The 22033-nt window shown below is 75.3% G+C and carries 23 protein-coding genes; 10 read left to right on the top strand and 13 right to left on the bottom strand.

Annotated elements, in window-relative coordinates; genetic code table 11:
* Positions 1-110: 110 nt before the first annotated feature.
* Genes ACFVUY_RS24145 through ACFVUY_RS24135 form a run of 3 tightly spaced genes read left to right on the top strand, consistent with a single transcriptional unit; the run spans position 111 to position 3015 of the window.
* On the top strand, positions 111-875 hold the full coding sequence (locus ACFVUY_RS24145; protein WP_387693870.1) for a (Fe-S)-binding protein: 765 nt from the start codon (positions 111-113) through the stop codon (positions 873-875).
* Positions 872-2317, top strand: a complete 1446-nt coding sequence (locus ACFVUY_RS24140) for a lactate utilization protein B (RefSeq protein ID WP_387733111.1) — start codon at positions 872-874, stop codon at positions 2315-2317. Before ACFVUY_RS24145 ends, ACFVUY_RS24140 begins: the two co-directional genes overlap by 4 nt.
* Positions 2314-3015 carry a lactate utilization protein C gene (locus ACFVUY_RS24135; RefSeq protein WP_387733108.1) on the top strand — a complete coding sequence of 234 codons (702 nt, stop codon included), beginning with the start codon at positions 2314-2316 and terminating at the stop codon, positions 3013-3015. The genes ACFVUY_RS24140 and ACFVUY_RS24135 overlap by 4 nt, the downstream gene beginning before the upstream one ends.
* A gap of 6 nt (positions 3016-3021) precedes the next feature.
* On the opposite strand, the gene ddaH is transcribed toward ACFVUY_RS24135, so the two are convergent.
* Positions 3022-3849: a dimethylargininase gene (gene ddaH / locus ACFVUY_RS24130; protein ID WP_387733106.1), complete on the bottom strand. Its 828-nt coding sequence runs from the start codon at positions 3847-3849 to the stop codon at positions 3022-3024.
* A gap of 285 nt (positions 3850-4134) precedes the next feature.
* A complete protein-coding gene (locus tag ACFVUY_RS24125) occupies positions 4135-5028 on the bottom strand; it encodes a 4Fe-4S domain-containing protein (protein ID WP_387733104.1) in 894 nt (297 codons plus the stop codon).
* 218 nt (positions 5029-5246) lie between these two features.
* Here ACFVUY_RS24125 and ACFVUY_RS24120 point away from each other — a divergent pair, with 218 nt between their 5' ends.
* Entirely contained in the window at positions 5247-6029 is a 783-nt protein-coding gene (locus ACFVUY_RS24120) for an SGNH/GDSL hydrolase family protein (protein WP_387693865.1), read from the top strand.
* Between the two features lie 12 nt (positions 6030-6041).
* Here ACFVUY_RS24120 and ACFVUY_RS24115 read toward each other — a convergent pair whose 3' ends face one another.
* Complete coding sequence (locus ACFVUY_RS24115) at positions 6042-6479, bottom strand: DUF2809 domain-containing protein (RefSeq protein ID WP_387733102.1); 438 nt, start codon at positions 6477-6479, stop codon at positions 6042-6044.
* A gap of 225 nt (positions 6480-6704) precedes the next feature.
* Here ACFVUY_RS24115 and ACFVUY_RS24110 point away from each other — a divergent pair, with 225 nt between their 5' ends.
* Positions 6705-8153 carry a DUF2252 domain-containing protein gene (locus ACFVUY_RS24110; protein ID WP_387693864.1) on the top strand — a complete coding sequence of 483 codons (1449 nt, stop codon included), beginning with the start codon at positions 6705-6707 and terminating at the stop codon, positions 8151-8153.
* Positions 8154-8222: 69 nt separating this feature from the next.
* On the opposite strand, the gene ACFVUY_RS24105 is transcribed toward ACFVUY_RS24110, so the two are convergent.
* Genes ACFVUY_RS24105 through ACFVUY_RS24095 form a run of 3 tightly spaced genes read right to left on the bottom strand, consistent with a single transcriptional unit; the run spans position 8223 to position 11051 of the window.
* On the bottom strand, positions 8223-8918 hold the full coding sequence (locus ACFVUY_RS24105) for an alpha/beta fold hydrolase (RefSeq protein ID WP_387733099.1): 696 nt from the start codon (positions 8916-8918) through the stop codon (positions 8223-8225).
* 28 nt (positions 8919-8946) lie between these two features.
* A complete protein-coding gene (locus tag ACFVUY_RS24100; protein ID WP_387733096.1) occupies positions 8947-10491 on the bottom strand; it encodes an MFS transporter in 1545 nt (514 codons plus the stop codon).
* A complete protein-coding gene (locus tag ACFVUY_RS24095) occupies positions 10488-11051 on the bottom strand; it encodes a helix-turn-helix domain-containing protein (RefSeq protein WP_380631354.1) in 564 nt (187 codons plus the stop codon). Before ACFVUY_RS24095 ends, ACFVUY_RS24100 begins: the two co-directional genes overlap by 4 nt.
* 276 nt (positions 11052-11327) lie before the next feature.
* Between ACFVUY_RS24095 and ACFVUY_RS24090 the strand changes: the two genes are divergently transcribed.
* On the top strand, positions 11328-12578 hold the full coding sequence (locus ACFVUY_RS24090) for a DUF5685 family protein (protein ID WP_387733092.1): 1251 nt from the start codon (positions 11328-11330) through the stop codon (positions 12576-12578).
* Between the two features lie 4 nt (positions 12579-12582).
* Here ACFVUY_RS24090 and ACFVUY_RS24085 read toward each other — a convergent pair whose 3' ends face one another.
* The 3 genes from ACFVUY_RS24085 to ACFVUY_RS24075 all read right to left on the bottom strand — a co-directional run bounded on the left by ACFVUY_RS24085 (position 12583) and on the right by ACFVUY_RS24075 (position 13746).
* Positions 12583-12780 (bottom strand): hypothetical protein, encoded by a 198-nt coding sequence (locus tag ACFVUY_RS24085; protein WP_387733089.1) that lies wholly within the window; start codon positions 12778-12780, stop codon positions 12583-12585.
* Entirely contained in the window at positions 12773-12916 is a 144-nt protein-coding gene (locus ACFVUY_RS24080) for a hypothetical protein (RefSeq protein ID WP_359899386.1), read from the bottom strand. The genes ACFVUY_RS24085 and ACFVUY_RS24080 overlap by 8 nt, the downstream gene beginning before the upstream one ends.
* Before the next feature lie 266 nt (positions 12917-13182).
* A complete protein-coding gene (locus ACFVUY_RS24075; RefSeq protein WP_387733086.1) occupies positions 13183-13746 on the bottom strand; it encodes a TetR/AcrR family transcriptional regulator in 564 nt (187 codons plus the stop codon).
* Positions 13747-13846: 100 nt separating this feature from the next.
* Between ACFVUY_RS24075 and ACFVUY_RS24070 the strand changes: the two genes are divergently transcribed.
* From ACFVUY_RS24070 to ACFVUY_RS24060, 3 genes are all read left to right on the top strand, one after another.
* The gene (locus ACFVUY_RS24070) at positions 13847-14329 is read left to right on the top strand and encodes a DUF1348 family protein (RefSeq protein WP_387733083.1); all 483 of its coding nucleotides are present in this window, start codon (positions 13847-13849) and stop codon (positions 14327-14329) included.
* Positions 14330-14382: 53 nt separating this feature from the next.
* Entirely contained in the window at positions 14383-14544 is a 162-nt protein-coding gene (locus ACFVUY_RS24065; RefSeq protein WP_387733080.1) for a hypothetical protein, read from the top strand.
* A gap of 130 nt (positions 14545-14674) precedes the next feature.
* The gene (locus ACFVUY_RS24060; protein WP_387733077.1) at positions 14675-15742 is read left to right on the top strand and encodes a trypsin-like serine peptidase; all 1068 of its coding nucleotides are present in this window, start codon (positions 14675-14677) and stop codon (positions 15740-15742) included.
* Between the two features lie 73 nt (positions 15743-15815).
* Here the strand turns inward: ACFVUY_RS24060 and ACFVUY_RS24055 are convergent, their stop codons facing one another.
* The 3 genes from ACFVUY_RS24055 to ACFVUY_RS24045 all read right to left on the bottom strand — a co-directional run bounded on the left by ACFVUY_RS24055 (position 15816) and on the right by ACFVUY_RS24045 (position 17709).
* Positions 15816-16400 carry a hypothetical protein gene (locus ACFVUY_RS24055; protein WP_387733075.1) on the bottom strand — a complete coding sequence of 195 codons (585 nt, stop codon included), beginning with the start codon at positions 16398-16400 and terminating at the stop codon, positions 15816-15818.
* 58 nt (positions 16401-16458) lie between these two features.
* Positions 16459-16701 carry a hypothetical protein gene (locus ACFVUY_RS24050; protein WP_387733073.1) on the bottom strand — a complete coding sequence of 81 codons (243 nt, stop codon included), beginning with the start codon at positions 16699-16701 and terminating at the stop codon, positions 16459-16461.
* 111 nt (positions 16702-16812) lie between these two features.
* Positions 16813-17709 (bottom strand): alkaline phosphatase family protein, encoded by an 897-nt coding sequence (locus tag ACFVUY_RS24045; protein WP_387693850.1) that lies wholly within the window; start codon positions 17707-17709, stop codon positions 16813-16815.
* A gap of 334 nt (positions 17710-18043) precedes the next feature.
* Between ACFVUY_RS24045 and ACFVUY_RS24040 the strand changes: the two genes are divergently transcribed.
* Positions 18044-19306 carry a serine hydrolase domain-containing protein gene (locus ACFVUY_RS24040; RefSeq protein ID WP_387733070.1) on the top strand — a complete coding sequence of 421 codons (1263 nt, stop codon included), beginning with the start codon at positions 18044-18046 and terminating at the stop codon, positions 19304-19306.
* A 128-nt stretch (positions 19307-19434) separates the two neighbouring features.
* On the opposite strand, the gene ACFVUY_RS24035 is transcribed toward ACFVUY_RS24040, so the two are convergent.
* On the bottom strand, positions 19435-21819 hold the full coding sequence (locus tag ACFVUY_RS24035; protein ID WP_387733067.1) for an ATP-binding protein: 2385 nt from the start codon (positions 21817-21819) through the stop codon (positions 19435-19437).
* Between the last annotated feature and the right edge of the window lie 214 nt (positions 21820-22033).

Raw genomic sequence — 22033 nt, 5'->3', positions numbered from 1 at the left:
CTCGGTACGATCACGAGCGGACCGGTGCCGTTCGGCCTCCGGCGCCCTCCGCGTGTCCGCAAGTCCGCACACCGGTACGTCCGGCGGGAGTTCGGCAGAAGGGAGCCCGGATGCGGGTCGCGCTGTTCGCCACCTGCGTCAACGACGCGCTGTTCCCCGCCACCGCGGTGGCCACCGTCCGGCTGCTGGAACGGCTCGGCGTGACGGTGGACTTCCCCGCCGGGCAGACCTGCTGCGGTCAGCCGCAGTACAACACCGGCTACCGCAGGGCCTGCGAGCCGCTGGTCCGGCGAACCGCGAAGGCCTTCGCCGGGTACGACCACGTGGTGACGCCCTCCGGCTCCTGCGTGGCGATGGTCCGGGACAACTACCCCCGGATCGGCGCCCGGGCCGCCGCCGAGGGCCGGGGCACCGAACTCGCCGACCTGGCCACCGGCCTGGTGCCCCGGGTCGTCGAACTGACCGAGTTCCTCACCGACGTGCTCGGCGTCGAGGACGTCGGCGCGTACTTCCCGCACACCGTGACCTACCACCCGTCCTGCCACGGCCTGCGCCTGCTCGGCCTCGGCGAGCGCCCGCGCCGGCTGCTGGGCGCCGTCGAGGGCCTGGAACTGGTCGAGCTGCCCGGGGCCGAGGAGTGCTGCGGTTTCGGCGGCACCTTCGCGGTCAAGAACGCGGCGGTCTCGGCGGCCATGGCCGAGGACAAGCTCGCCAACGCGCTCGGCACCGGCGCCCGGATCCTGTGCGGCGCCGACAACTCCTGCCTGCTGCACCTCGGCGGCACCCTGCGCCGCACCGGCGCGCCCCTGCGACCGCTGCACCTGGCGGAGATCCTGGCCAGTACCGAGGAGCACCCCTGGAGGCCGTCCGCATGAGCGCGCGCAGCGAGCGGACCGGGAACCCGGCCGGCACCTTCCTCGGCATGCCCGCCTTCCCACAGGCCGCCGCCGGGGCCGTACGGGACGAGCGGCTGCGCGCCAACCTCCGGCACGCCACCCGCACCATCCGGGACAAGCGGGCCCGGGCCGTCGCCGAACTCGCCGACTGGGCGGAGCTGCGCGCCGCCGGGAAGGCGATCAAGGACCACACGCTGCGCCACCTCGACCGCTACCTGGTCCAGCTGGAGGAGACCGTCACGGCGGCCGGCGGCACCGTGCACTGGGCCGCCGACGCCGAGGAGGCCAACCGGATCGTCGCCGGGCTGGTCCGGGCCACCGGACGGACGGAGGTGGTCAAGGTCAAGTCGATGGCCACCCAGGAGATCGAGCTCAACGAAGCGCTGGCGGCCGAGGGGATCACCGCCTACGAGACCGATCTCGCCGAACTGATCGTGCAGTTGGGCGACGACCGGCCCTCGCACATCCTGGTGCCGGCGATCCACCGCAACCGGGCCGAGATCCGGGAGATCTTCGCCGACCGGATGGCCGCCTGGGGCCGCCCGGCACCCGCGGGCCTCACCGACTCCCCCGCCGAACTCGCCGAGGCCGCCCGGCTGCACCTGCGGGAGAAGTTCCTGCGCGCCGAAGTCGCCGTCTCCGGCGCCAACTTCATGGTCGCCGAGACCGGCACCCTGGTGGTGGTCGAGTCCGAGGGCAACGGCCGGATGTGCCTCACCCTGCCGCGGACCCTGATCTCCGTGGTCGGCATCGAGAAGGTGGTGCCGACCTGGCGGGACCTGGAGGTCTTCCTCCAACTGCTCCCCCGCTCCTCCACCGCCGAGCGGATGAACCCGTACACCTCGCTGTGGACCGGGACGACCGAGGGCGACGGCCCGTCCGAGTTCCACCTGGTGCTGCTGGACAACGGCCGCACCGCCGCGCTCGCCGACCCGGTCGGCCGCCAGGCGCTGCGCTGCATCCGCTGCTCGGCCTGCCTCAACGTCTGCCCGGTGTACGAGCGGGCCGGCGGGCACGCCTACGGCTCGGTCTACCCGGGGCCGATCGGTGCCGTCCTGACACCCCAACTGCGCGGCACCGCGAGCGCGGTGGACGCCTCGCTGCCGTACGCCTCCTCGCTCTGCGGGGCCTGCTACGAGGTCTGCCCGGTGGCGATCGACATCCCCGAGGTGCTGGTGCACCTGCGCGAGCGGGTGGTCGAGCAGGGCGGGCACCCGCTGGAGCGGGCGGCGATGGCGGCGGCCGGCTTCGTATTGGACCACCCGGCGGCGCTCACCGCCGCCGAGCGGCTGGCCGGGCGCACCCGCGCGCTGCACCCGCGCCGGCTGCCCGGGCCCGGGCGGGCCTGGACCGACACCCGGGACCTGCCGGAGGTGCCCGCCGAACCGTTCCGCGACTGGTGGCGGAGGAACCGCACATGACCACCCCCGACCGCACGCGACCCGACAGCCCGTCCGGCTCGCGGGAGTTGATCCTCGGCCGGATCCGGGCCGCGCTCGGCGACACCGCCGGGGTGGCCGAACAGCCGCCGCCCCGCGACTACCTGACGGCGCACGTGCCGACGGACGACCCGGCGGCACTGCTCGACCTGCTGCACCGCAACCTGGCCGACTACCGGGCCCTGGTGCACCGCTGCCGCGAGGACGAACTGCCGCGGCTGATCGCCCGGTTGCTGATCGAGCGGGGCAGCCGAACGGTCGTGGTGCCGGACGGCCTGCCGCCCGGCTGGCTCGCCGCCGCCGAGGCCGAGGGGGTCGCGCTCCTCCCGGACGACGGGACGCCGACCGCCGCCCGGCTGGACACCGCGGACAGCGTGGTGACCGGCTGCGCGCTGGCCGTCGCCGAGACCGGGACGATCGTGCTGGACGCCGGCCCGGGCCAGGGCCGGCGGCTGCTCTCGCTCGTCCCCGACCACCACGTCTGCGTGGTGCGGGCGCCGGAGCAGGTCGTCGCCTCGGTGCCGCTCGCCCTTCCGCGGCTCGATCCGGTGCGCCCGCAGACCTGGATCTCGGGCCCGTCCGCCACCAGCGACATCGAACTGGACCGGGTGGAGGGGGTGCACGGGCCGCGCACCCTGGAGGTGCTGCTGGTCACGGCGGCGGAACGGGACGCCGGGTAGGGCGGGTCAGTGCAGCCTGAGCTCCAGGGTGCAGCACTTCGCCCCGCCGCCGCCCTTCAGCAGCTCCGAGACGTCCACCGGGACCGGCTGGTAGCCGTGCTCGGCCAGACGGCCGGCCAGGTTCTTGGCCGCCTCCGGCAGCAGCACCCGGCGGCCGTCCGAGACCGCGTTGAGCCCGAACACCTCGGCGTCTGCCCGGTCGGCGAGGACCGCGTCCGGGTACAGCGCGCGCAGCACCGAGCGGCTGTCGGCGTCGAACGCCTCCGGGTAGTACATGACGTGGTCGTCGGCGAGCACCGCCAGTGCGGTGTCCAGGTGGTAGAAGCGCGGGTCGACCAGGGTCAGGCTGACCACCGGGACGCCGAACAGCTCCCCGGCCTCGGCGTGCGCGGCGCGCGAGGTGCGGAAGCCCGTCCCGGCGAGCACCCGGCGGCCCACCACCAAGTGGTCGCCCTCGCCCTCGTTGACGTGCCCGGCCCGGCGCACCTCGCGGTAGCCGTGCTCGCGGAACCAGGCCAGGTAGGCCTCCGACTCGGCGGCCCGCTCCGGGTGGCGGAAGGTGGCGACCAGGGCCCGGCCGTCCAGCACGGTGGCGCCGTTGGCGGCGTACACCATGTCGGGCAGGCCGGGCACCGGGTCGATCAGCTCGACGGTGTGGCCGAGCCGGCGGTACGTCCAGTAGAGCCGCTCCCACTGGCGCAGGGCGAGCGCGGTGTCGGTGGGCTGGGACGGGTCCATCCACGGGTTGATCGCGTAGTCCACGGTGAAGTGCGTCGGCCGGCACATCAGGTAGCGCCGCGGCCGGGCCTGGCGCTCCGGTGTCTGCGTGAGCATGACTCAACCATCCTTGGATCGCGGGGAGTTCGTCGCACGGAGTTCGGGGTTCGCGAGGCCGAACACCTTCGTTCCCAAGGCGGCTGCCCCGGCGGAACCGTTCGCACACCCGGGCGGGCGCTCCCGGCGGTCGCACGCCCCCGCGCACCCGGCGCAGGCACCGGCGCACCGGCCCTCCGGCGCCCGCGGGCGGGCCGCGCCGCCCGTGGACCCCGGCCGCCCCGACGGGCCGCCCTGCCCGTGGAGCCCGACCGCCCCGACGGACCGCCTGCCCGTGGACCGCGGCTACCAGCGGACCGCGCCGAAGTCCACCGGCCCGGGCCGCAGCTCCCGGCACCGCTCCGCCAGCGCCCGCAGCCGGCGGTCCGCCTCCTCGGCGGACATCCGGCGCCGCCCGCCGTGGCCGGGCAGCAGCCACTCGAAACGCAGAACGCCGAGGCCGCGCCGCAGCGAGGCGGCGAGCTCCTCGATCGAGTACCAGGTCACCGACTCCGCCACCTCGATGTCCCCGGTGGTGCGGGACCAGTACAGGCTGTCGCCGCTGAAGCAGTACCGCTGGTCCGCGAGGTAGAGCACGCTGCCCCGGGTGTGGCCGGGGAACGGGTGGGCGACCAGGCCGGGCGAGACCTCCGTCGGCCCGGTGCCGCGCAGCACCCGGTCGGCGTCGGGCGCGGCCTCCAGGTCGCCCTCGTGGATCCAGAGCCGGGCCCCGAGGCGGTCGGCGTACGCCCGGCCGTGCGCGGCGTGGTCGCGGTGGGTGAGCAGGACGTCGGTGACCGGGCCGAGCGCGGCGTACCGGGCGGCCAGGGCCTCGCTGTAGCGCGGCGTGTCGACCATCACCCAGCCGGTCGGGCGGCGGCAGAGGTAGGAGTTGGCGCCCGCGATGCGGCGGGAGTTGTGGCCGAGCAGCAGCAGGTCGTCGGCGAGGGCCAGCGGGAACGGGTCCTCGGCCGGGTCCAGCGGCCCGGTGCCGGGGCGGATGGAGCGGGTCGGGCAGGCGTGGGCGGCGGCGAGCAGCTGTCGGCGCTCGGCCGCGTCGCGCGGCTGGCGGACCAGCTCGGAGCGGCCCTCGTGCTCGCGGACCAGGCCGGGCGCGAGCTGCCGGGCGACGTCGCAGTTGGTGCAGCGGTCGTCGATGGACCAGTTCTCGGGCGGGCCGGGGCGCGGGTCGGTGGTCATGGATGCCTTCCCCCAGGAGGACTGCGGCCGGAGCCGGCCGCTCCCTTCGAGCATCCGCCGGACGGGCCGGAAAGCGGAAGGGGGTGCCGATCTTGTGCTTTCCGGGGACCGGGTCTCTGCGGGCGGAAGCGCCCGGTTCGGGTACGTGGCCCATCTCACGTGCCGCCGGGGTCACCTACGGTGGCGTAGGTCACTTGATTAGGTGAACTATCTCTTTCATGCCGAATCTCCAGGAGACCCTTGACCTCGATTCGTACGCCGCCCTCGGGGACAGCTTCACCGAGGGTCTGAACGACCCCGGCATCGACGGCAGGTTCGCCGGCTGGGCCGACCGGCTCGCCGGAATCCTCGCCGACGGACGCCCGCCGGGCGACTTCCGCTACGCCAACCTCGCCGTGCGCGGCCGGCTGCTGGACCAGATCACCGCCGAGCAGGTGCCGCAGGTCCGCCGCCTCCAGCCCGACCTGGTCACCTTCTGCGCGGGCGGCAACGACATCCTCCGGCCGGGCAGCGACCCGGACGAGGTGGCCGGACGCTTCGAGGCCGCCGTCGTCCAACTCACCGAGAACGCCGGGACGGTGCTCGTCTGCACCGGCTTCGACACCAAGGACGTGCCGCTGCTGAAGCACCTGCGCGGCAAGATCGCCACCTACAACGGACACGTGCGCGCCGTCGCCGACCGCAACGGCTGCCAGGTGGCCGACCTGTGGTCGCTGCGCGCGGTGCAGGACCGCCGCGCGTGGAGCGAGGACCGCCTGCACCTGTCCCCCGACGGCCACCAGCGGGTCGCCCTGCTGGCCGCCCGCTCGCTGGGCCTGCGCACCGCGCAGGACCCGGAGGCCCCGTGGCCGGACGCCCGCGTGCTCACCCCCGCCGACCAGCGGCGGGAGAACATCCAGTGGGCCCGCGAGCACCTGCTGCCCTGGGTCGGCCGGCGCCTGCGCGGCGAGTCCTCGGGCGACCACGTCGAGCCCAAGCGGCCCGAGCTGCTTCCGCTCTGACGGTCCGTCGGTTCACTCCGCCGGACGGCTCCACCGAACGGCTCCGCCGGCCGCTGCGACTCGGGAGGTCCGCAGCAGCCGGTGGAGCGCTCCGGCACAGCCCGCGCCGACCAGGTACCAGAACAGGTCCGGCGGGTTGAAGGTCGAGCCCAGCACCAGCCGGGCCAGGACGCTGTGCCGCCCCCAGGCGTCCGGCAGGCCGGTGAGCTGGAACAGCTCCACCGCCCAGCTCAGCGCGGCGGCCAGGACGGCGGCCCGGCCGGGGCGCAGCCTCGGCGCGGCCAGCACGAGCAGGGCGTACAGCAGGACGGTGTAGAGCGCGTCCCCGGCGTCCTTGGCGAGGTCCCCGCCCAGCGCCGCCCGCACCCCCAACCCGGCCGCCACGGTCAGCGCGGCGGCGGCCCCTGCCGCCAGGCGCACCCGAAGGCCTGTCCCCCCAAGATCGTTCACCCGCCCCACGCTACCCCGCGCCGCACGCACTCCGCCCCGGCCTCCCGCCGCCTCCCCGGAGCCCGCACGCTCCGCCCCGCGCCCGATCCCGACCCGCGCCACCTGCGCCCCGCAACCGGACCCCCTTCCCCCGGAACCACCGCGCGACGCCGCACGTCACTCCCCCCGACGAACGTCCGCGCAGGTCGCGGGCGGGACGAGGACCGGAAGGGACGGGCGGGACAAGTGGCGCACGCGGGTGGGGCCGAGGCGGCCGAGGATCGGTCGGGGCCGACGGCGGGGCGGGACGAGCGGACCCGGCGCGGGTTCGCGGTGGCCGGGTTCGCCCCGGCGCAGGACGGGAGGGCGCGGGAGCGCGGCAAGGAGCTGCGGGCGCGGGTGCCCCGGGAGCGGCACGCGGAGTTCGCGCCCGCGCCCGACCGGCCGACCGCCGTGTCCGCGCTGGAGACCTCCAACACCGGCCGAATAGCCCGGCTGGTACCGATCCGGGTCGGCCGGATGGCCGCGAGCCCGTTCGCGTTCCTGCGCGGGTCGGCCGGACTGATGGCCGCCGACCTCGCGGGCACCCCGGTGACCGGGGTCGGCGCGCAGCTGTGCGGGGACGCGCACGCCGCCAACTTCGGCCTGTACGGCGACGCCCGCGGCCAGATCGTGCTGGACATCAACGACTTCGACGAGACCGTCCCCGGCCCCTGGGAGTGGGACCTCAAGCGGCTGGCCGCCAGCCTGGTGCTGGCCGCCCGCGAGGCCGGGGCGAGCGAGAGCACCGCCCGCGAGGCCGCCCAGCACGCGGCCGGCTCCTACCGCCGGACGGTGCGCACGCTCGCCAAACTCCCCGGACTGGACGCCTGGAACGCCATCGCGGACGAGCAGCTGGTCTCCTTCGCCGAGGCGCACGACCTCGCCGAGGTGCTGCGCAAGGTCGGCGCGAAGGCGCTCGGCAACACCAGCGCGCGGTTCGCCGCCCGCAGCACCGCCCGCACCGCGGACGGCGGTTGGCGCTTCACCGCCGCTCCCCCAGTGCTCACCGAGGTGACCGACGCGACCGCCCGCGCCGTCGCGCACGCGCTCGGCCCGTACGTCGAGACGGTGCCGGCCGAGGTGCGCACCCTGCTGTCCCGCTACCGGGTGCAGGACGTGGCGTTCCGGGTGGTGGGCACCGGCAGCGTGGGCACCCGCTCGTACGTGGTGCTGCTCACCGACCACCGGGACCAGCCGCTGGTGCTGCAGGTGAAGGAGGCGCGTCCCTCCGCGCTGCTGCCGTACCTGCCGGCCGGGCCGCGGTCCGTTCCGGACGGGCACGAGGGCCGCCGGGTGGTGCTCGGGCAGAAGCACATGCAGGTGGTCAGCGACACCCTGCTGGGCTGGACCACGGTCGACGGACTCCCCTACCAGGTGCGGCAGTTCCGCAACCGCAAGGGCAGCGTCGACCCGGCCGCACTGCAGCCGTCCCAGCTGGACGACTACGCCCGGATCACCGGCGCCCTGCTGGCCCGGGCGCACTCCCACACCGCCGACCCGGGCCTGCTGGCCGGGTACTGCGGCAAGGGCGAGACCCTGGACGAGGCGGTCGCCGCCTTCGCGGTCGCCTACGCGGACCGCACCGAGGCCGACCACGCCGACCTGCTGACGGCGGTGCGCAACGGGCGGCTGCCCGTCGAGCACGGCGTCTGACCCACCCGGCCGCGGCCCCGCTCAGCGGGGCGGCGGCTCAGCGGGCCGGCGGCTCACCGGGCCGGCGGCTCACCGGGCCAGGAACGGCGCCACCGCGGCGACGAACTCGGCGGGCCGGGCACCGTGCACCAGGTGCCCGGCCTCGACGGTGACCAGGCGGCAGTCCGGGATCAGCCGGGCGAGTTCGGCGATCCGCTCCTGCGGGATGTGGCTGGCCGGGCCGCCGGCCACCGCCAGGGTGCGGGCCGTGATCCTCGCCAGCCCCGCCCGCCAGGCCGGGTCGGGGTCGTCGAGCTGGGCCCTGACCGCCCGGACCATCGCCCAGTCGAAGTGCACCTCCGGGTCCGGATCCTCGGGCAGCGCGCTCGCCGGGCGCGGGTACAGCGCGGGGATGTCCTCCAGGACCAGCCGGTCGATCCGCTCCGGCGCGGCCTGGGCGAGCAGGTAGGCGACGGCGCCGCCCATCGAGTGGCCGACCAGGTCGACGCGGGCGAGTCCGAGGGCGTCGAGGAAGGCCAGCACGTCGTCCCGCATCGCCTCCAGCGAGTAGGCGGCGGTGCGGGAGCTGCCGCCGTGGCCGCGCAGGTCGAGCGCGTACACGTGGTGGCCGGGGGCGAGCCCGGGCAGGACGGGTGCCCAGTCGGCGGCGCGTTCGCCGAGGGCGTGCAGCAGGACGAGGGGAGGGCCGCCGGGGCGTCCGCTCTCCCGGTAGGCGAGCGTCACCCCGGGCAGGTCCACGGTCCGGTTCCGTACGGCGTCGGTCATGCCCGCCACGGTACGCACGGACCACCGGCTAGCGGACCGGCGTTCGCCCTCGGCGGATCGCGACCGGCTCGCCCTCGCGCTGCTCACGGTCCGCGGCCCGGCCGGCGAACACCGAGGCCAGGACAGCGAGTCCGGCCACCGCGGCGCACACCGTGCTCGCCGTCAGGAAGGCCGAGCGGTGCCCGCCACCGCCGGCGGTCTCCCGCAGGTAGACCCCGGACAGGGCTGAGATCGCGACGGCCGCCGCGATCCGCTGCGCCATCTGCAGGATCGCCCCGCTCACCCCGGCCGCCTCGGCGGGCGCGTGGCGCAGCACGAACGCCTGGTTGGTGGAGCCCATCAGTCCGACCGAGGCGCCGCCGAGCAGTTGCAGCAGCGCCAGCAGCCAGGGCAGGACGGCGGCGGGCGCCCAGTGCGCGAGCAGCCCGCTGAGCAGCATGGCGAGCGCCGAGCCGACCATCCCGGCGGTGACGGTGCGCCGGCCGTAGCGCTGGACGACCCGCCAGGCGAGCGCGGAGGCCGTGCCCATGGCCACGGCGGAGGGCAGCGCGACCAGCGCGGCGCCCATCGGGGACAGGCCGAGGCCGTCCTGCAGGAACATGGTCAGGACCAGCGAGGCCGCGAGCGAGGAGCCGAACTGGGCCATCGCGGTGGCCGTCCCGAGGGCGTACGGCGCGGAGCGGGTGAGGGCCGGGTGGATCAGCGGCCGGCCGCCGGCCCGGGCGTAGCGGCGCTGCCACCAGGCGAGCGCGCCGAGCAGCAGCAGGGCGGTGGCCGCGAAGGCGAGCCAGCCGGTCCAGCCGGGCGGCCGGACGAAGGGCAGCATCAGGGCGAGGGTGAGCGCCCCGACCAGCAGCAGGCCGAGGAGGTCGAGGTTGGCGCCGCGCGCGCTGGGGCGGGGCCTCGGCAGGTGGCGGGCCGCCAGGGCGACGGTGGCCAGGCCGAACGGGACGTTGAGCAGGAAGGTCAGCCGCCAGCCGTTCTCGGGGCCGGCCAGGGCCAGCACGGCGCCGCCGATCGGCGGGCCGAGCGCGAAGGCGAGGCCGCCGGTGACGGCGTACATGCCGAGGGCGCGGGCCCGCAGCTGGCCGTCGAAGACGTCCTGGAGGGTGCCGATCATCTGGGAGTTGACCAGGCCGGCGCCCGCGCCCTGGAGCAGCCGGGCCGCGATCAGCACCCCGGGCTCGGTGGCGGTCGCGGAGACCAGGCTGACCAGGGTGAACAGGGCGAGGCCGGTGACGAAGAACCACTTGCGGCCCTTGACGTCGCCCAGCCGCCCGCCGGGGATCAGCGCGAGGCCGAAGGCCAGCGAGTAGCCGGCGACGATCCACTGGAGGTCGGCGGGCCCGGCGTGCAGGCTCTCGCGCAGGGCGGGGATGGAGGTGTTGAGGACGGACTGGTCGAGCAGCGTGGTGAAGCCGCCCGCGACGCAGACCAGCAGGATCCGGCGCCCGGCGGCGTCGAAGCGCTCCTTGGGCTTTCCGGATCCTCCGGGCTTCCTGCTGTCCTCGGGCTCCCTGCTGCCCTCGGGCTTCCCGGGCTCCCCGGCTATCGGGTCGGCGGCGGCGCTCACGGTTCGACCACCACCAGCGCGTACCGGGCCTCGTCCGGGCCGAGGCTGCGGAAGCGGCTGGTGACGCCGACGTAGCGCAGGCAGTCGCCGGGGCCGAGCGGCTGCGGCTCCCCGTCCACGGTCAGCTCCAGGTTCCCCTCGAACAACCACAGGTGGTGCTCCCGGCCGGGCGTACAGGCGCGGTCGTACGCGATGTCCGCGCCGGCCGGCAGCCGGCCCTCGATGATCTCCGCCCGCAGCGAGCCGTGCGGCGGCGAGACCGACCGGCGGACGAACCCGGTCGTCCCGTCCCGCCAGACCTGCTGCTCCCCGGCCCGCACCAGCCGGGCCGGGCCGGACTCCACCTCGGCGAGCAGCCGCGACATGGTCCGCCCGTACACGGCGCACAGCCGACCGAGCAGCGCGGCCGTCGGACTGACCTCCGCCCGTTCCACCCTGGACAGCGTCGAGCGGCTGACGTCCGCCAGCCGCGCCAACTCCTCCAGGGTCCATCCGCGTTCCAGCCTCAGTTCGGCGAGCCGTTGCGCCAGCCGCTCGTCGGCGGCCGTGTCGATTCCCATATTCGCGATGCTATCCCGGATCTGAGATCATCTCACCGGCTCCGGGCCCGCGACTCCGGCCGGCCGGCGCAGCCGGGACGGCGGGCAGGGGGGCGGGCAGGGGGCGGGGCGGGCGGCGAGTGGCGGGTGTCGGGCGGCGCACCCCCGGGGAGGTGCGTCCGTCACCTCCGGCCGGTCGCCGGGGCTTGACGGGGCCTCGGCCCGAACGGGGCGCCGATCATATGATGTGCGGCGGATCGTGGCCGGTCGGCGGCCCGTGAAACAAGGGGGACCAGCGTGTTCGGCATCATCAGACCGTGCAGGCACCGATTGTCGGAGCGCCTGCAGACTTCCTGGATGGCCCACCTGTGCGGGCTCTGCCTCGCACTGCGGGACGACCACGGGCAGCTGGCGCGAACGGCGACCAACTACGACGGTCTGATCATCTCCGTGCTGGTCGAGGCCCAGGCCGCCCGGGAGGACTCCTCCTGGCGCCGCACCGCCGGGCCCTGCCCGCTGCGCGGCATGCGGACCGCCTCCGTCGCCAAGGGCGAGGGCGCCCGGCTCGCCGCCGCCGTCTCGCTGGCACTCGCCTCGGTCAAGATCCGCGACCACGTCGAGGACCGCGACGGCGTCTTCGCCCGCCGCCCGGTCGCGGCCGGAGCCCGTGCCGTCACCCGGCGCTGGGACCGGCAGAGCGCGGGCAGCGCCTCCACGGTCGGCTTCGACACCGCGGTGCTGCTCGACGCGGCCTCCCGGCAGGGCGAGTTGGAGCGCACACTGCGGCCCGGCGGGTCCGTCCTGCTGGTCACCGAGCCCACCGAGACCGCCACCTCGGCCGCCTTCGCGCACACCGCCGTGATCGCCGGGCGCCCCGGCAACGCCGCCCCGCTCGCCGAGGCCGGACGGCTGTTCGGCCGGCTCGCCCACCTCCTCGATGCCGCCGAGGACCAGGCCGCCGACGCGGCCTCGGGCGCCTGGAACCCGCTGACCGCCACCGGCACCGACCGCGCCGAGGCCGAACGGCTCTGCCGTGACGCCGTCCACGGCATCCGGCTCGCGCTGCGCGAGGTCGAACTCGCCGACCGCACCCTCGTGCACGTCCTGCTCGCGCACGAGACCGAGCGGGCGGTGGAGCGGGTCTTCGGACCGGCCCGGCACGGGGCGGCCTGCCGCCGCCCGGACGCGGCGGGCACCGCCACCGGCGAGCACCCGCACCAGGCGCCGCCGCAGCAGACGCCGCCCGGCCAGGCACCGATCCCGCCGTGGGTGCCGCAGGGCCCGGGGTTCACCCCGCCCGGCGAGAAGCCGCCGAACCCGCGCAACCTGCTCGCCGGGTGCGCGATGTGGGCGCTGATGGCCTGCACCTGCCAGCTGCTCTGCTGCGACCACGAGGACCCGTTCAGCCGCGAGCGCCGCGAGGGCTTCTGCGTGCGGAACGACTGCGAGTGCGGTGACTGCGGCGGCTGCGGCGACTGCTGCCAGTGCTGCGACGGGGACTGCTGCGACGGGTGCGACTGCTGCTCGTGCGACTGCGGCTGCAGCTGACCGGTCAGTCCCTCCGGTCGGCGCCGCCCTCCCGCTCCCGGCCGCCCGCCACCGGCCCGGGGTGCCCCCGCAGCACCCCGGGCCGGTCCGCGTTCCACTCCCGCCCGGCCTCCCCGCGCCGCCAGAGCGGCAGCACGGCCACCGGCAGCACCGCCACCGGGCCCGGCCCGGCGCACTCGGGCGGCTCGGCGCACTCAGGCATCGCGCCCCGCCGCCTTCCGGTCCACCACCAGCGAGTCCTCCAGCCGCGCCAGCAACCGCCGGAACCGCTCGGTGTCCTGCTCCGTCATCCGCCCCTCGGGCGACGCCCCCGGCCGCTCGGCCGCTCTCTCGTCCATGCGCCCGAGGCTAGGCGGTGGCGATCAATGGGCGATAAACGCGCGTTCGGGCGAAAAGCACTCGCCCGGTGCGGTTCGACCGGGAACGGTCGCCCCGCGTGGCGTCCCCTCCGCACCGCCGGCACCGCCGACACCATCGGCACCGCCCGAGGCCGCCCGGGACCACCCGCTGCCGACGGGCAACGACGGCCCGCACGCGGCGTTCGCCACGGGCGACGGGGTGCGCTCGCCCCCGGTCCCGGCCCCGCCCCGGCCCCCTCCCCCGACTACCGCCCCGGCGTCGCGGCCAGCAGCAGCCGGGCGGCCTCCCTCGCGTCGGCGGCGGCCGTCGGATCGCCGTGGACGGCCGCGCTGGTGATCGCCCCCTCGGCCAGCAGGGTCAGGTGGACGGCCGTGGCGGACGGGGCTCCGGCGGCCTGGGCCAGGCCCGCGAGGTAGCTCCCGAACTCCGCCTTGTGGTGCCGGGCGGCGGCCACCACCGCGGGGCTGACGGCGCCCAGTTCGCCGAGCGAGTTGACGAAGGCGCAGCCCCGGAAACCGGGTTCGGCGAACCACCGGCCGAGCCAGTCGTAGACCGCGAGCAGTTGCTCCCGCGGGTCGCCGCCGGTGCGCGAGACGTACTCGGCGAGGCTCGCCCGCCAACGGCCGTCGCGGCGCAGCAGGTAGGCCTCGACGAGCTCGCCCTTGGACGGGAAGTGCTGGTAGACGCGGCGCATGGTCATGCCGGAGGCGGCCCGGACGGCGTCCATGCCGACCGCCTGGATGCCCTGCCCGTAGAACAGCTCCTCGGCCGCGTCGAGGATCCGGGTCCGCGGGTCTTCCTGCTCCATCTGCCGTGCCCTTTGCGTGAGAACGATGATTCTCCTATCGTATCCACCAGAGTGAGAACGATCGTTCTCACCAGCGGAACGCCCATTCCGAGGAGCATCCATGCCCGAGACCGGCACCGAGCAGCGCCCGCCCCTGCCCCCGTTCACCGAGGAGACCGCCCGCCGGAAGGTCCGGGCCGCCGAGGACGCCTGGAACACCCGCGACCCCCGGCGGGTCGCCCTCGCCTACACACCGGACAGCCGCTGGCGCAACCGCTCCGAGTTCCTCGCCGGCCGCGAGCGGATCGCCGACTTCCTCACCCGCAAGTGGCAGCGCGAGCTCGACTACCGCCTGATCAAGGAACTCTGGGCGTACGACGGCGACCGCATCGCGGTCCGCTTCGCGTACGAGTGGCACGACGGCGACGGCCGCTGGTACCGCTCCTACGGCAACGAGAACTGGGAGTTCGACCGCGACGGCCTGATGGCCCGTCGGCACGCCTCCATCAACGACCTGCCGATCACCGCCGAGGAGCGCCTGTTCCACTGGCCGCTCGGCCGCCGCCCGGACGACCACCCGGACCTCACCGACCTCGGCCTCTGAACCGCCCCCGCCACGGGGACGAGATCGTCTACGCCAACACCCCGGCCAACGAGGTGTACCTGTACGACGACTGCATCCGCCCGGCGACCCGGGACCTGGGCAAGGGCTCGCAGCCGGCCCGCACCCCGGACGGCATCAGCACCCTGCCCGCCGACGGCTCGGCCGCGCCGACCCAGGTCTCCACCGTCAAGGGCCTGCCCTCCTACCGGCCCTGATGCCGGCTCAGGCAGACCGGCGGCCACCGGTACAGGACCGATACGCCGTTACCGGAACCTGATCGTTTCGACGGCCGGCCGAGACCCGATCCACACGGGAGCCTGACGTCCCGCGCCTACGGTGCCGTGCATGCCGAAGACACCCGGAACACCGACCACCCGCCGCGCACTGCCCCGCAGGCTCGCCGCCGTGGGCGCCCTCCTGCTGAGTGCGACCACGGCGGCGGTGCTGCTGCCCAACACGGCCCTCGCCGCGGAGCGCGATACCGTCACGACGCACACCGGCGCCACGACCGCGCAGGAACGCGGCCGGATCGACGCCTACTGGACACCGGACCGGATGAAGCTGGCGGGCGCCCTGGTCCCCGAGATCACGCCCCTGCCCGAGGACGACAACACGCCGAACGACCCGCGGCCGCTGCCCGCGGACACCCCGGACCCCGGGGCCGTGTGGACCCACGGCGGAGCGGTGGACCGGAGCGTCGGCCGGCTCTTCTTCACCTTCTCCGACGGCTACGACGGCAGTTGCACCGCGACCGTCGTCAACAGCGCCAACCGCAGCACCCTCCTCACGGCGGCGCACTGCCTGCGGGGCGTCGGGGCCCCCGCGACCGACGGCACCTGGAACCACAACCTCTACTTCGTGCCCGGCTACCGCAACGGGACCAAGCCGCTCGGCGGCTTCAGCATCAGGACCATGGCCACCTCCTCCCGCTGGGACGCCGCTCCGGGCGGGACGACCTCGAACGACGTCGCCGTGGCCGGCTACGACACCGGGGTCCTGGTGGCGAACCCCTCGACCGGGGGGCGGCGGGTCGCCGACATCACCGGCGCCCAGCGGATCGCGTTCACCCCGCCCACCGAGGGCGAGTTCGTCCACACCTTCGGCTATCCCAAGAACCGGCTGAACGACCCCTCCGCCGCATACTCCGGTTCGCGCATGATCCACTGCGCCGGACCGGCCCGCCCCGGCCCCCAGGCCCCGGTCCTGTGGGGCGAGTCCTGCGACATGTCGCACGGGGCCAGCGGCGGCCCCCACTTCGCCCGGTTCGACCCGGCCACCGGGACCGGCACCCTCGTCGGCGTCACCACCACCTCCGAGGAGCTCGCGGGCGGCACGGTCAACACGCTGTACGCCACCCGCCTCGGGGACAGTGCCCACCGGCTCTACGACTGGGCGCAGACCCGGGCGCTCTGACCCCCTCGGCCCCGAACCCGCCCGGCCGGCAGCTCCGCCGGCCGGGCAACCGGGGCCGCACCGGCCACGAGAGCTACAGCGGCTTCGCCAACTCGGCGCGCAGCTCGGCCAGGTGCTCGTCGGCCGGCTCGTGCGGCAGGAACTCGACCACGTCGAGGAAGCGGAACAGCACCCGGGTCCCGGTGACGGCGTACTCGTAGTCGCCGAACCCGACCACCGCGCCCGTACCGCCGCGCACCGCGCCCCGGACGGCGGCCGAGGTCAGCTCGTCCGCCGTGTCCCCGGTGCTCGCCCGCCGCCGGGCGTTGGGGCGCGCCAGGTACGGGCAGACCATGGCGGCGTAGAGCATGCAGGACCGGTGGCCGGGGCCCTCCATGGTGGGCGCGAGGTTGCGGTACGGCTGCCCGGCCGCGAGCGCCCCGGCGATCGCCGCGCTCTCGGCGGCGCCGACCACCCGCCACACCGGTCCGCGCTCCATGAACCGCCCGCACACCGAGCACCGCCGCTCCAGCGCGCAGTCGGCGCTGCGCCCGTAGTCGGTCAGCGCGAACTGCGGGACGTCGCCCTGCCACGGCGTGATCGCCGGCACCGGGTAGCCCCGCCCGTCCCGGGGCCGCGCCCCGACGCCGTCCGGCACCGGCACAAGTTCGAATCGCACGCCCCTATCGATACCGGGGACGGACGCCGCGGGTCGACCCCGGCCGCCGCCCCGGGGCCTACCGCTCGCTCTCCTGAGCGAGCATCACCTTCCGCAGCAGGTCCGCCAGCGTGCGCAGGACGAAGCCGCGCCGTTCCAGGGTCTCCAGCCGGCCGATGACCGGGGCGGGGGCGAGGTTGAGGTCGGCCCGGAGGCCGGAGGGGGCGGCGCGGGCACGGCGGCGGTGCCCGGCGTCCGGCGGACCGCCGGAACCGCGCCCGGGCCGGCGGCCGAACGGCCACCGGCCCGGCCCGGGGCTCACGATCGGATCGGACCCCGGATCAGGACCGGGACCAGGCCCGGGAGCAGGCCCCGGGACTGGACCGGACCCCGGATCAGGACCCGGCCGGGATCAGGGCCTGACCGCCGCCGTTCAGTTCCAGATGCCGGTGATGTCGGCGGCGGAGGCCGCGTTGCCCGCGTGGCCGGAGGTACCGGCCAGGTCCTCCAGGGTGCGCAGCACGTTGTAGTGGTTGTAGGTGGTGGCGCTGCTGCTGCCGGGCGTCACGTGGGCGCCGTAGATCACGGTCGGGATCCGGTTGCCGGACAGCTTGTTGTCCTCGTCGAAGGTGACGACCAGCAGGCTGTTGTGGGTCTGCGCCCAGGTGGCGTACGCGCCCAGGTTGTTCTTGATCCAGGTGTCGCCGGTGCCGACCGAGCAGTCGTGCATGTCGCTGCAGAGGTTCGGCACCACGAAGGAGACGTTCGGCAGGGTGCTGTAGTCGGTCGGGAACTGGGCGAAGGTCTTGGCGGAGCCGAGCGGGACGTTGCCGAAGCCGAACCAGGGGTTGTGCTTCTGGGCGTAGCTGCCGCTGCTGCACACGGTGCTGCCCTGGCTGGGCAGGGACTCGTTGTAGCTGCCCCAGGTCTTGCCGGCGGCGATCACCTCGGAGGCGAGGTTGGCGGCCTGGAAGCCGCCGACCGTCACACAGCTGTCGTCGACGGTGCCCTGGGTGGAGCCGGAGAACAGCGCGTAGTAGTTCGGCTCGCTCGGGTGGGTGATGCCGAAGGACTGGGTGAGGTTGGCCCCGCCGGCCTTCAGGGTGTTGTTGATGTACGGGGCGCTGCTGCTGCCGATGACCTGGGTGTAGGCGTGGTTCTCCATCACCACGACGACGATGTGGTCGGGCGTGGGCAGCGCGGCGGCCTGGGCGGTGGTGGCGGTGGCCGCCCAGAGGCCGGCGGAGGCGGCGAGCAGGGCGACGGCGGAGCCGATCGCGGTCGCGGTGCGGCGGGAGCGGGGGCTCAGGGCCTTCGTGGACGAAGTCATGACAATTCCTCGGGTGGAAGACGGCCCGGCGAGCCGGGCACGGGACGGGAGGTGCCTGCCGCCGGTGTGCGGCGTCCGGGGCGCCGCGCCCGGGGTACGGCCGGGCGCAGAGCGCCCGAACAGCATCGGGCGCCGCGTTCGACGCGGGTAGGCGACGGCAGGTGAAACCTTGGCCCCGGCGCGGGAAACGAACGGTGCGGCCGCCGACCGCCGCATCGACAACGCGAAATGCGGGCGAACCGGTTCACATTGCCACGGACCGCCCGGGCCGGTGATAGTGATCTTCGAACGACGCGGTCCGACGCCGCGTCAGCTCACGAGAGAGCCGAGGAACATGGCGAAGACCAGCCTTCTGCGCCCGCTCGCGGTGGCCGCCGCCGGCGCCGTCCTGGTGGCGACCGGTGCCCTGCCCGCCGCGGCCGCCGGCCGGAACACCACCGACGCGACCGCCCCCGACCTCGCCGGTGTGCGCGCCGCCCTCCAGGCCACCGTCTCGGCCGGCGCCCCGGGCGCCTTCGCGGTGATCCGCGACCACGACGGCGGCGACCGGACCCGCTCGGTGAATGTCGGCCTGGCCGACCTGGACGGGACCCCGATGAACTCCTCGTGGAGGTTCCGGGTCGGCAGCAACAGCAAGATGTTCACCGCCGTTCTCGTGATGCAGCTGGCGCAGGAGGGCCGGATCGACCTCGACCGGCCGCTGCGCGAGTACCTGCCCGCGGGCACCCTCCCGGACGGCTGGACCATGACGGGCCGCCAGGTGCTGGAGCACCGGGCCGGGATCTTCGACCACACCAACGACCTGCTGGAGCAGGCCGGCGAGGAGACCACCAGCGCCTTCGAGGCCCGCATCCGCAGCACGGTCTACGACCCGCGCGAGCTGGTCGCGATGTCGGTCAAGCACGGCCTGCAGTACACCCCCGGCACCCGCTACTCGTACTCCAACACCGACTTCGTGCTGATGGGCCTGGCGGTCGAGCACCTCACCGGCCAGCCCTTCCCGGAGGTGCTGAACGAGCGGATCATCCAGCCGCTCGGCCTGCGCAAGACCTCCTTCGTGGTGCCCGACCAGGCGATCCGCGGCGCCCACGTCACCGGCTACCTCACCAACGACGACCGCACCAAGCCGCTGCTGGACTCCACCGAGCAGAACGGTTCCTGGGTCTGGGCCGCCGGGGCCGTCATCTCCACCGCCGAGGACCTCGACCGCTTCCTCACCGCGCTGACGGCCGGCGACAACGGCGGGCTCGTCTCGACCGCCTCGCTCCAGCAGATGACCGCCGCCCTGCCCACCCCCACCGCGAAGATCTCCTACGGCCTGGGCCTGCGCCGCATCTCGCTCTCCTGCGGGGACGTGTACGGGCACGGCGGCATCGTGCAGGGCTTCAACACCCAGTCCTTCACCACCCCGGACGGGCGGCGCAGCGTGGTGGTCTTCGCCAACGCCTCCAACAACGGCTCGGTGACCCAGGGTCTGATGAACACCCTGGAGCCGGCCTTCTGCGGCAAGCAGCCCACCGTCGCCCCGCGGACGGCCTTCGCACCCGCCTCGGCACCGGTCGACTCGCTGCCGGTGGTGGAGGACACCCGGATCTGACCGGTCCGACCGGCCGCTCCGGCCCGCGCGCCCGCCCGCTTCCGGTGAGACCGGGGGCGGGCAGGGGCGTTTCCGGCTACGGCCGACCGGCTCCGGGCGCCACCGGCAGTGCTCCTCGGGAGAACCGGTCAGTGCCGGGCGCCCGCCCCGCGGGGGCCCTCCGCGCTCAGATCGGTGAGCGCCTCGGTCAGCAGCTCGCGGGCCTCCTCGGCGCGGCCCTGCTCGATCAGCGCGGTGCCCAGTTCGGTCAGCGTCTTGGTCATGCTGTCCGGGCGGCCCACCGCCTCGAAGTGCACCAGGGCCTGCCGGTAGGCCTTCTCGGCGGCCGGCCAGCGCCTCAGCGCCGCGCGGTCCAGACCGAGTTCGTGCGCGGTCATGGCCGCCAGCAGGTGCATCAGCGGCGAGGACCAGCGCTCCACCAGCTCCAGCGCCCCGGCCAGGGCCCGCCGGCGCGAATCCGCCGCCTCCTCCGCCCGGCCGGACTCCCGCAGGCAGTTGGCCGCGCCCCGCAGGGTGACCAGCCGGCCGATCATCGCCGAGCGGCTGGCGAGCTCAGCGAAGGCGTCCGCCGCCCGGCGGAAGGCGTCGGTCGCCTCCCGGTGCCGCTGGAGGTGGCGCAGGCCCGAGGCGAGGTAGGTGAGCGCCCAGCCCTGCTGCTCCCGGTCGCCCACCGCGAGGGCCAGCTCCAGCCCCTCGGTGGCCAGTTCGATGCCGCGCTGGTAGCGGTGCAGGCAGGTGATGTACGTCCAGGCCAGGTAGTTGACGTGCACCGCCTCCACCCGCCGGTCCCCGGTCGCGCGGGCGGCGTCCGCCGAGAGCTGGAACACCTCGGCCCAGATGCCCCAGCTCAGCAGCCGGTCGGAGAACCAGTGCATCGCCTCGGCGGTGTCCACCACTTCCTGGTAGCGGCCGGCCAGTTGCGCCTGGTGCAGGGCGGCCAGCCACTCGGGGTACTCGTACTCCAGCCAGGCGGCCGCCTCGGTGAGGTGCGGGGGCGCGGCGCCGCCGGTGCCGGCCGCGTCCGTGGCGTGGTCGGGGTCGAACCGCAGTCCGTACTCGGCCGCCCGGCCGAGGATCCAGCGGCCGGCCCGGGTGCGGGCCTCGGCCAGCTCCTGGCCCGTCTCGTCGGCGGTCAGCCGCTCGCCCGCGTAGAGCCGCACCAGGTCGTGCAGGCGGTAGCGGTCCGGGGTGGCCGCCTGCATCAGCCCGGCGTCGACGAGCTGCTCCAGCACCAGCTCGGTTCGGGCCGCCGACAGGCCCGCGTAGGCCGCGGCGATCTCCGCGGTGAAGTCCTGCCCGGCGGTCAGCGCGCAGCGGCGCAGGACCAGTTGGGACTCGGCGGGCAGTCGCCGGTAGGACAGCTCGAAGGCCGGGCGGACGGCCAGGTCGCCGGTCTCCAGCAGGTCCAGCCGGTTCTCCTCGGCGGTGAGCTGGCGCACCAGGTGGGCGACCGGCTGCTGCGGGCGGGCGACCAGGCGCTGCCCGGCAATCCGCAGCGCGAGCGGCAGGTAGCCGCAGAGCCTGGCCAGCTCGGCGGTGGCGTCGGGCGCGGCGTCGATCCGCTCGCGGCCGGCGATCCGGGCCAGCAGCCCGGCCGCCTCCGCCGGGGAGAGCACGTCCAGGCTCAGCCGGTGCACCGACTCCAGGCCGGGCAGCACGTTGCGGCTGGTCACGATGGTCACGGCCGGGCCGGAGCCGGGCAGCAGCGGACGCACCTGGCCCTCGTCGGCGGCGTTGTCCAGCACCAGGACGAGCCGCCGCTCGCGCACCAGCGCCCGGTAGAGGCCGGCCCGCTCCTCCGTCCCGGCGGGCACCGCGGCATCGGCCACGCCCAGGGCGCGCAGCACCTGGCCGAGCGCGTCCCGGGCGGGCAGCGGCTGCGAGGACATGCCGCCGAGGTCCAGCGAGAGCTGGCCGTCCGGGAAGCGCTCGGCCAGGACGTGGGCGGCGTGCAGGGCGAAGGCGGTCTTGCCGAGGCCGGGCTGGCCGCTGACCAGCACCACGCGCGGGTGGGCCGGCCGCTCGTCCTCGGCCAGCCGGGCGAGCAGGGCGAGGGCGTTCTCGCGGGCGGTGAAGTCGGCGATGTCGCGGGGCAGCGCGAGGGCGCTCTGGCCGGCCTCGGCGGCGGGCACGGGCGGGGCCGCGGCGCGCGGCGCGTCCGTACGGGCGGCGTCCGTACGGACGGCGGCCTCGTGCGCGGCGGACCGGAGGGGCCGGGCTCGGCCCCCGGCGGGCGCCGAGCCCGGCCGCACCCCGCGCGGGCGTCCGGACTGCGCGGCCCGGTCCAGCGCCTCCGCCTGCCCGCCGTCCAGCCCGAGTGCCTCGGCCAGGGCCCGCACGGTGCGCCGCTGCGGGCCGCGGGTGCGACCGCGCTCCATGTCCCCGAGGGCGCGCAGGCTGACCCCGGCGGCCGCGGCGAGCTCCTCCTGGGTCAGGCCCGCCGCCACCCGGTGCCCCGCCAGCAGACAGCTGAACTCGTTCGCGTCCGTGTCCGTACCGCCCCCGGCCGCCATGCCCCGCCCCCACTCACTCGGTCCTGCGCAGTTCCGCACTTCTGCCTGGAGTCGCCTCCGGCGGTTCGTTCCAGGCAGAAGTATGCCCGGGCGGAAAGATTCCTCCCAGTCGCCCCTCCCTCAGGATATCCACCCAGGTCAGGAGGGATGCGTGCGGGCGGGGCGACGCGGGCGGGGGCGGTTGCGCGGGAGCGGACCGCCGATAGTTCCGCCT

Origin of the sequence: Kitasatospora sp. NPDC058063 (assembly GCF_042885395.1) — a bacterium.
GTDB lineage: Bacteria > Actinomycetota > Actinomycetes > Streptomycetales > Streptomycetaceae > Kitasatospora > Kitasatospora lactacystinica.
The sequence above is the reverse complement of the archived record's forward strand: the minus strand, read 5'-3'. Positions and strand labels throughout refer to the sequence as shown.

Coding starts and splice junctions, on each gene's coding strand:
- ACFVUY_RS24145 (WP_387693870.1), top strand. CDS start 111: ATGCGGGTCGCGCTGTTCGCCACCTGCGTCAACGACGCGCTGTTCCCC.
- ACFVUY_RS24140 (WP_387733111.1), top strand. CDS start 872: ATGAGCGCGCGCAGCGAGCGGACCGGGAACCCGGCCGGCACCTTCCTC.
- ACFVUY_RS24135 (WP_387733108.1), top strand. CDS start 2,314: ATGACCACCCCCGACCGCACGCGACCCGACAGCCCGTCCGGCTCGCGG.
- ddaH (WP_387733106.1), bottom strand. CDS start 3,849: ATGCTCACGCAGACACCGGAGCGCCAGGCCCGGCCGCGGCGCTACCTG.
- ACFVUY_RS24125 (WP_387733104.1), bottom strand. CDS start 5,028: ATGACCACCGACCCGCGCCCCGGCCCGCCCGAGAACTGGTCCATCGAC.
- ACFVUY_RS24120 (WP_387693865.1), top strand. CDS start 5,247: ATGCCGAATCTCCAGGAGACCCTTGACCTCGATTCGTACGCCGCCCTC.
- ACFVUY_RS24105 (WP_387733099.1), bottom strand. CDS start 8,918: ATGACCGACGCCGTACGGAACCGGACCGTGGACCTGCCCGGGGTGACG.
- ACFVUY_RS24095 (WP_380631354.1), bottom strand. CDS start 11,051: ATGGGAATCGACACGGCCGCCGACGAGCGGCTGGCGCAACGGCTCGCC.
- ACFVUY_RS24085 (WP_387733089.1), bottom strand. CDS start 12,780: ATGCCTGAGTGCGCCGAGCCGCCCGAGTGCGCCGGGCCGGGCCCGGTG.
- ACFVUY_RS24080 (WP_359899386.1), bottom strand. CDS start 12,916: ATGGACGAGAGAGCGGCCGAGCGGCCGGGGGCGTCGCCCGAGGGGCGG.
- ACFVUY_RS24075 (WP_387733086.1), bottom strand. CDS start 13,746: ATGGAGCAGGAAGACCCGCGGACCCGGATCCTCGACGCGGCCGAGGAG.
- ACFVUY_RS24070 (WP_387733083.1), top strand. CDS start 13,847: ATGCCCGAGACCGGCACCGAGCAGCGCCCGCCCCTGCCCCCGTTCACC.
- ACFVUY_RS24060 (WP_387733077.1), top strand. CDS start 14,675: ATGCCGAAGACACCCGGAACACCGACCACCCGCCGCGCACTGCCCCGC.
- ACFVUY_RS24045 (WP_387693850.1), bottom strand. CDS start 17,709: ATGACTTCGTCCACGAAGGCCCTGAGCCCCCGCTCCCGCCGCACCGCG.
- ACFVUY_RS24040 (WP_387733070.1), top strand. CDS start 18,044: ATGGCGAAGACCAGCCTTCTGCGCCCGCTCGCGGTGGCCGCCGCCGGC.
- ACFVUY_RS24035 (WP_387733067.1), bottom strand. CDS start 21,819: ATGGCGGCCGGGGGCGGTACGGACACGGACGCGAACGAGTTCAGCTGT.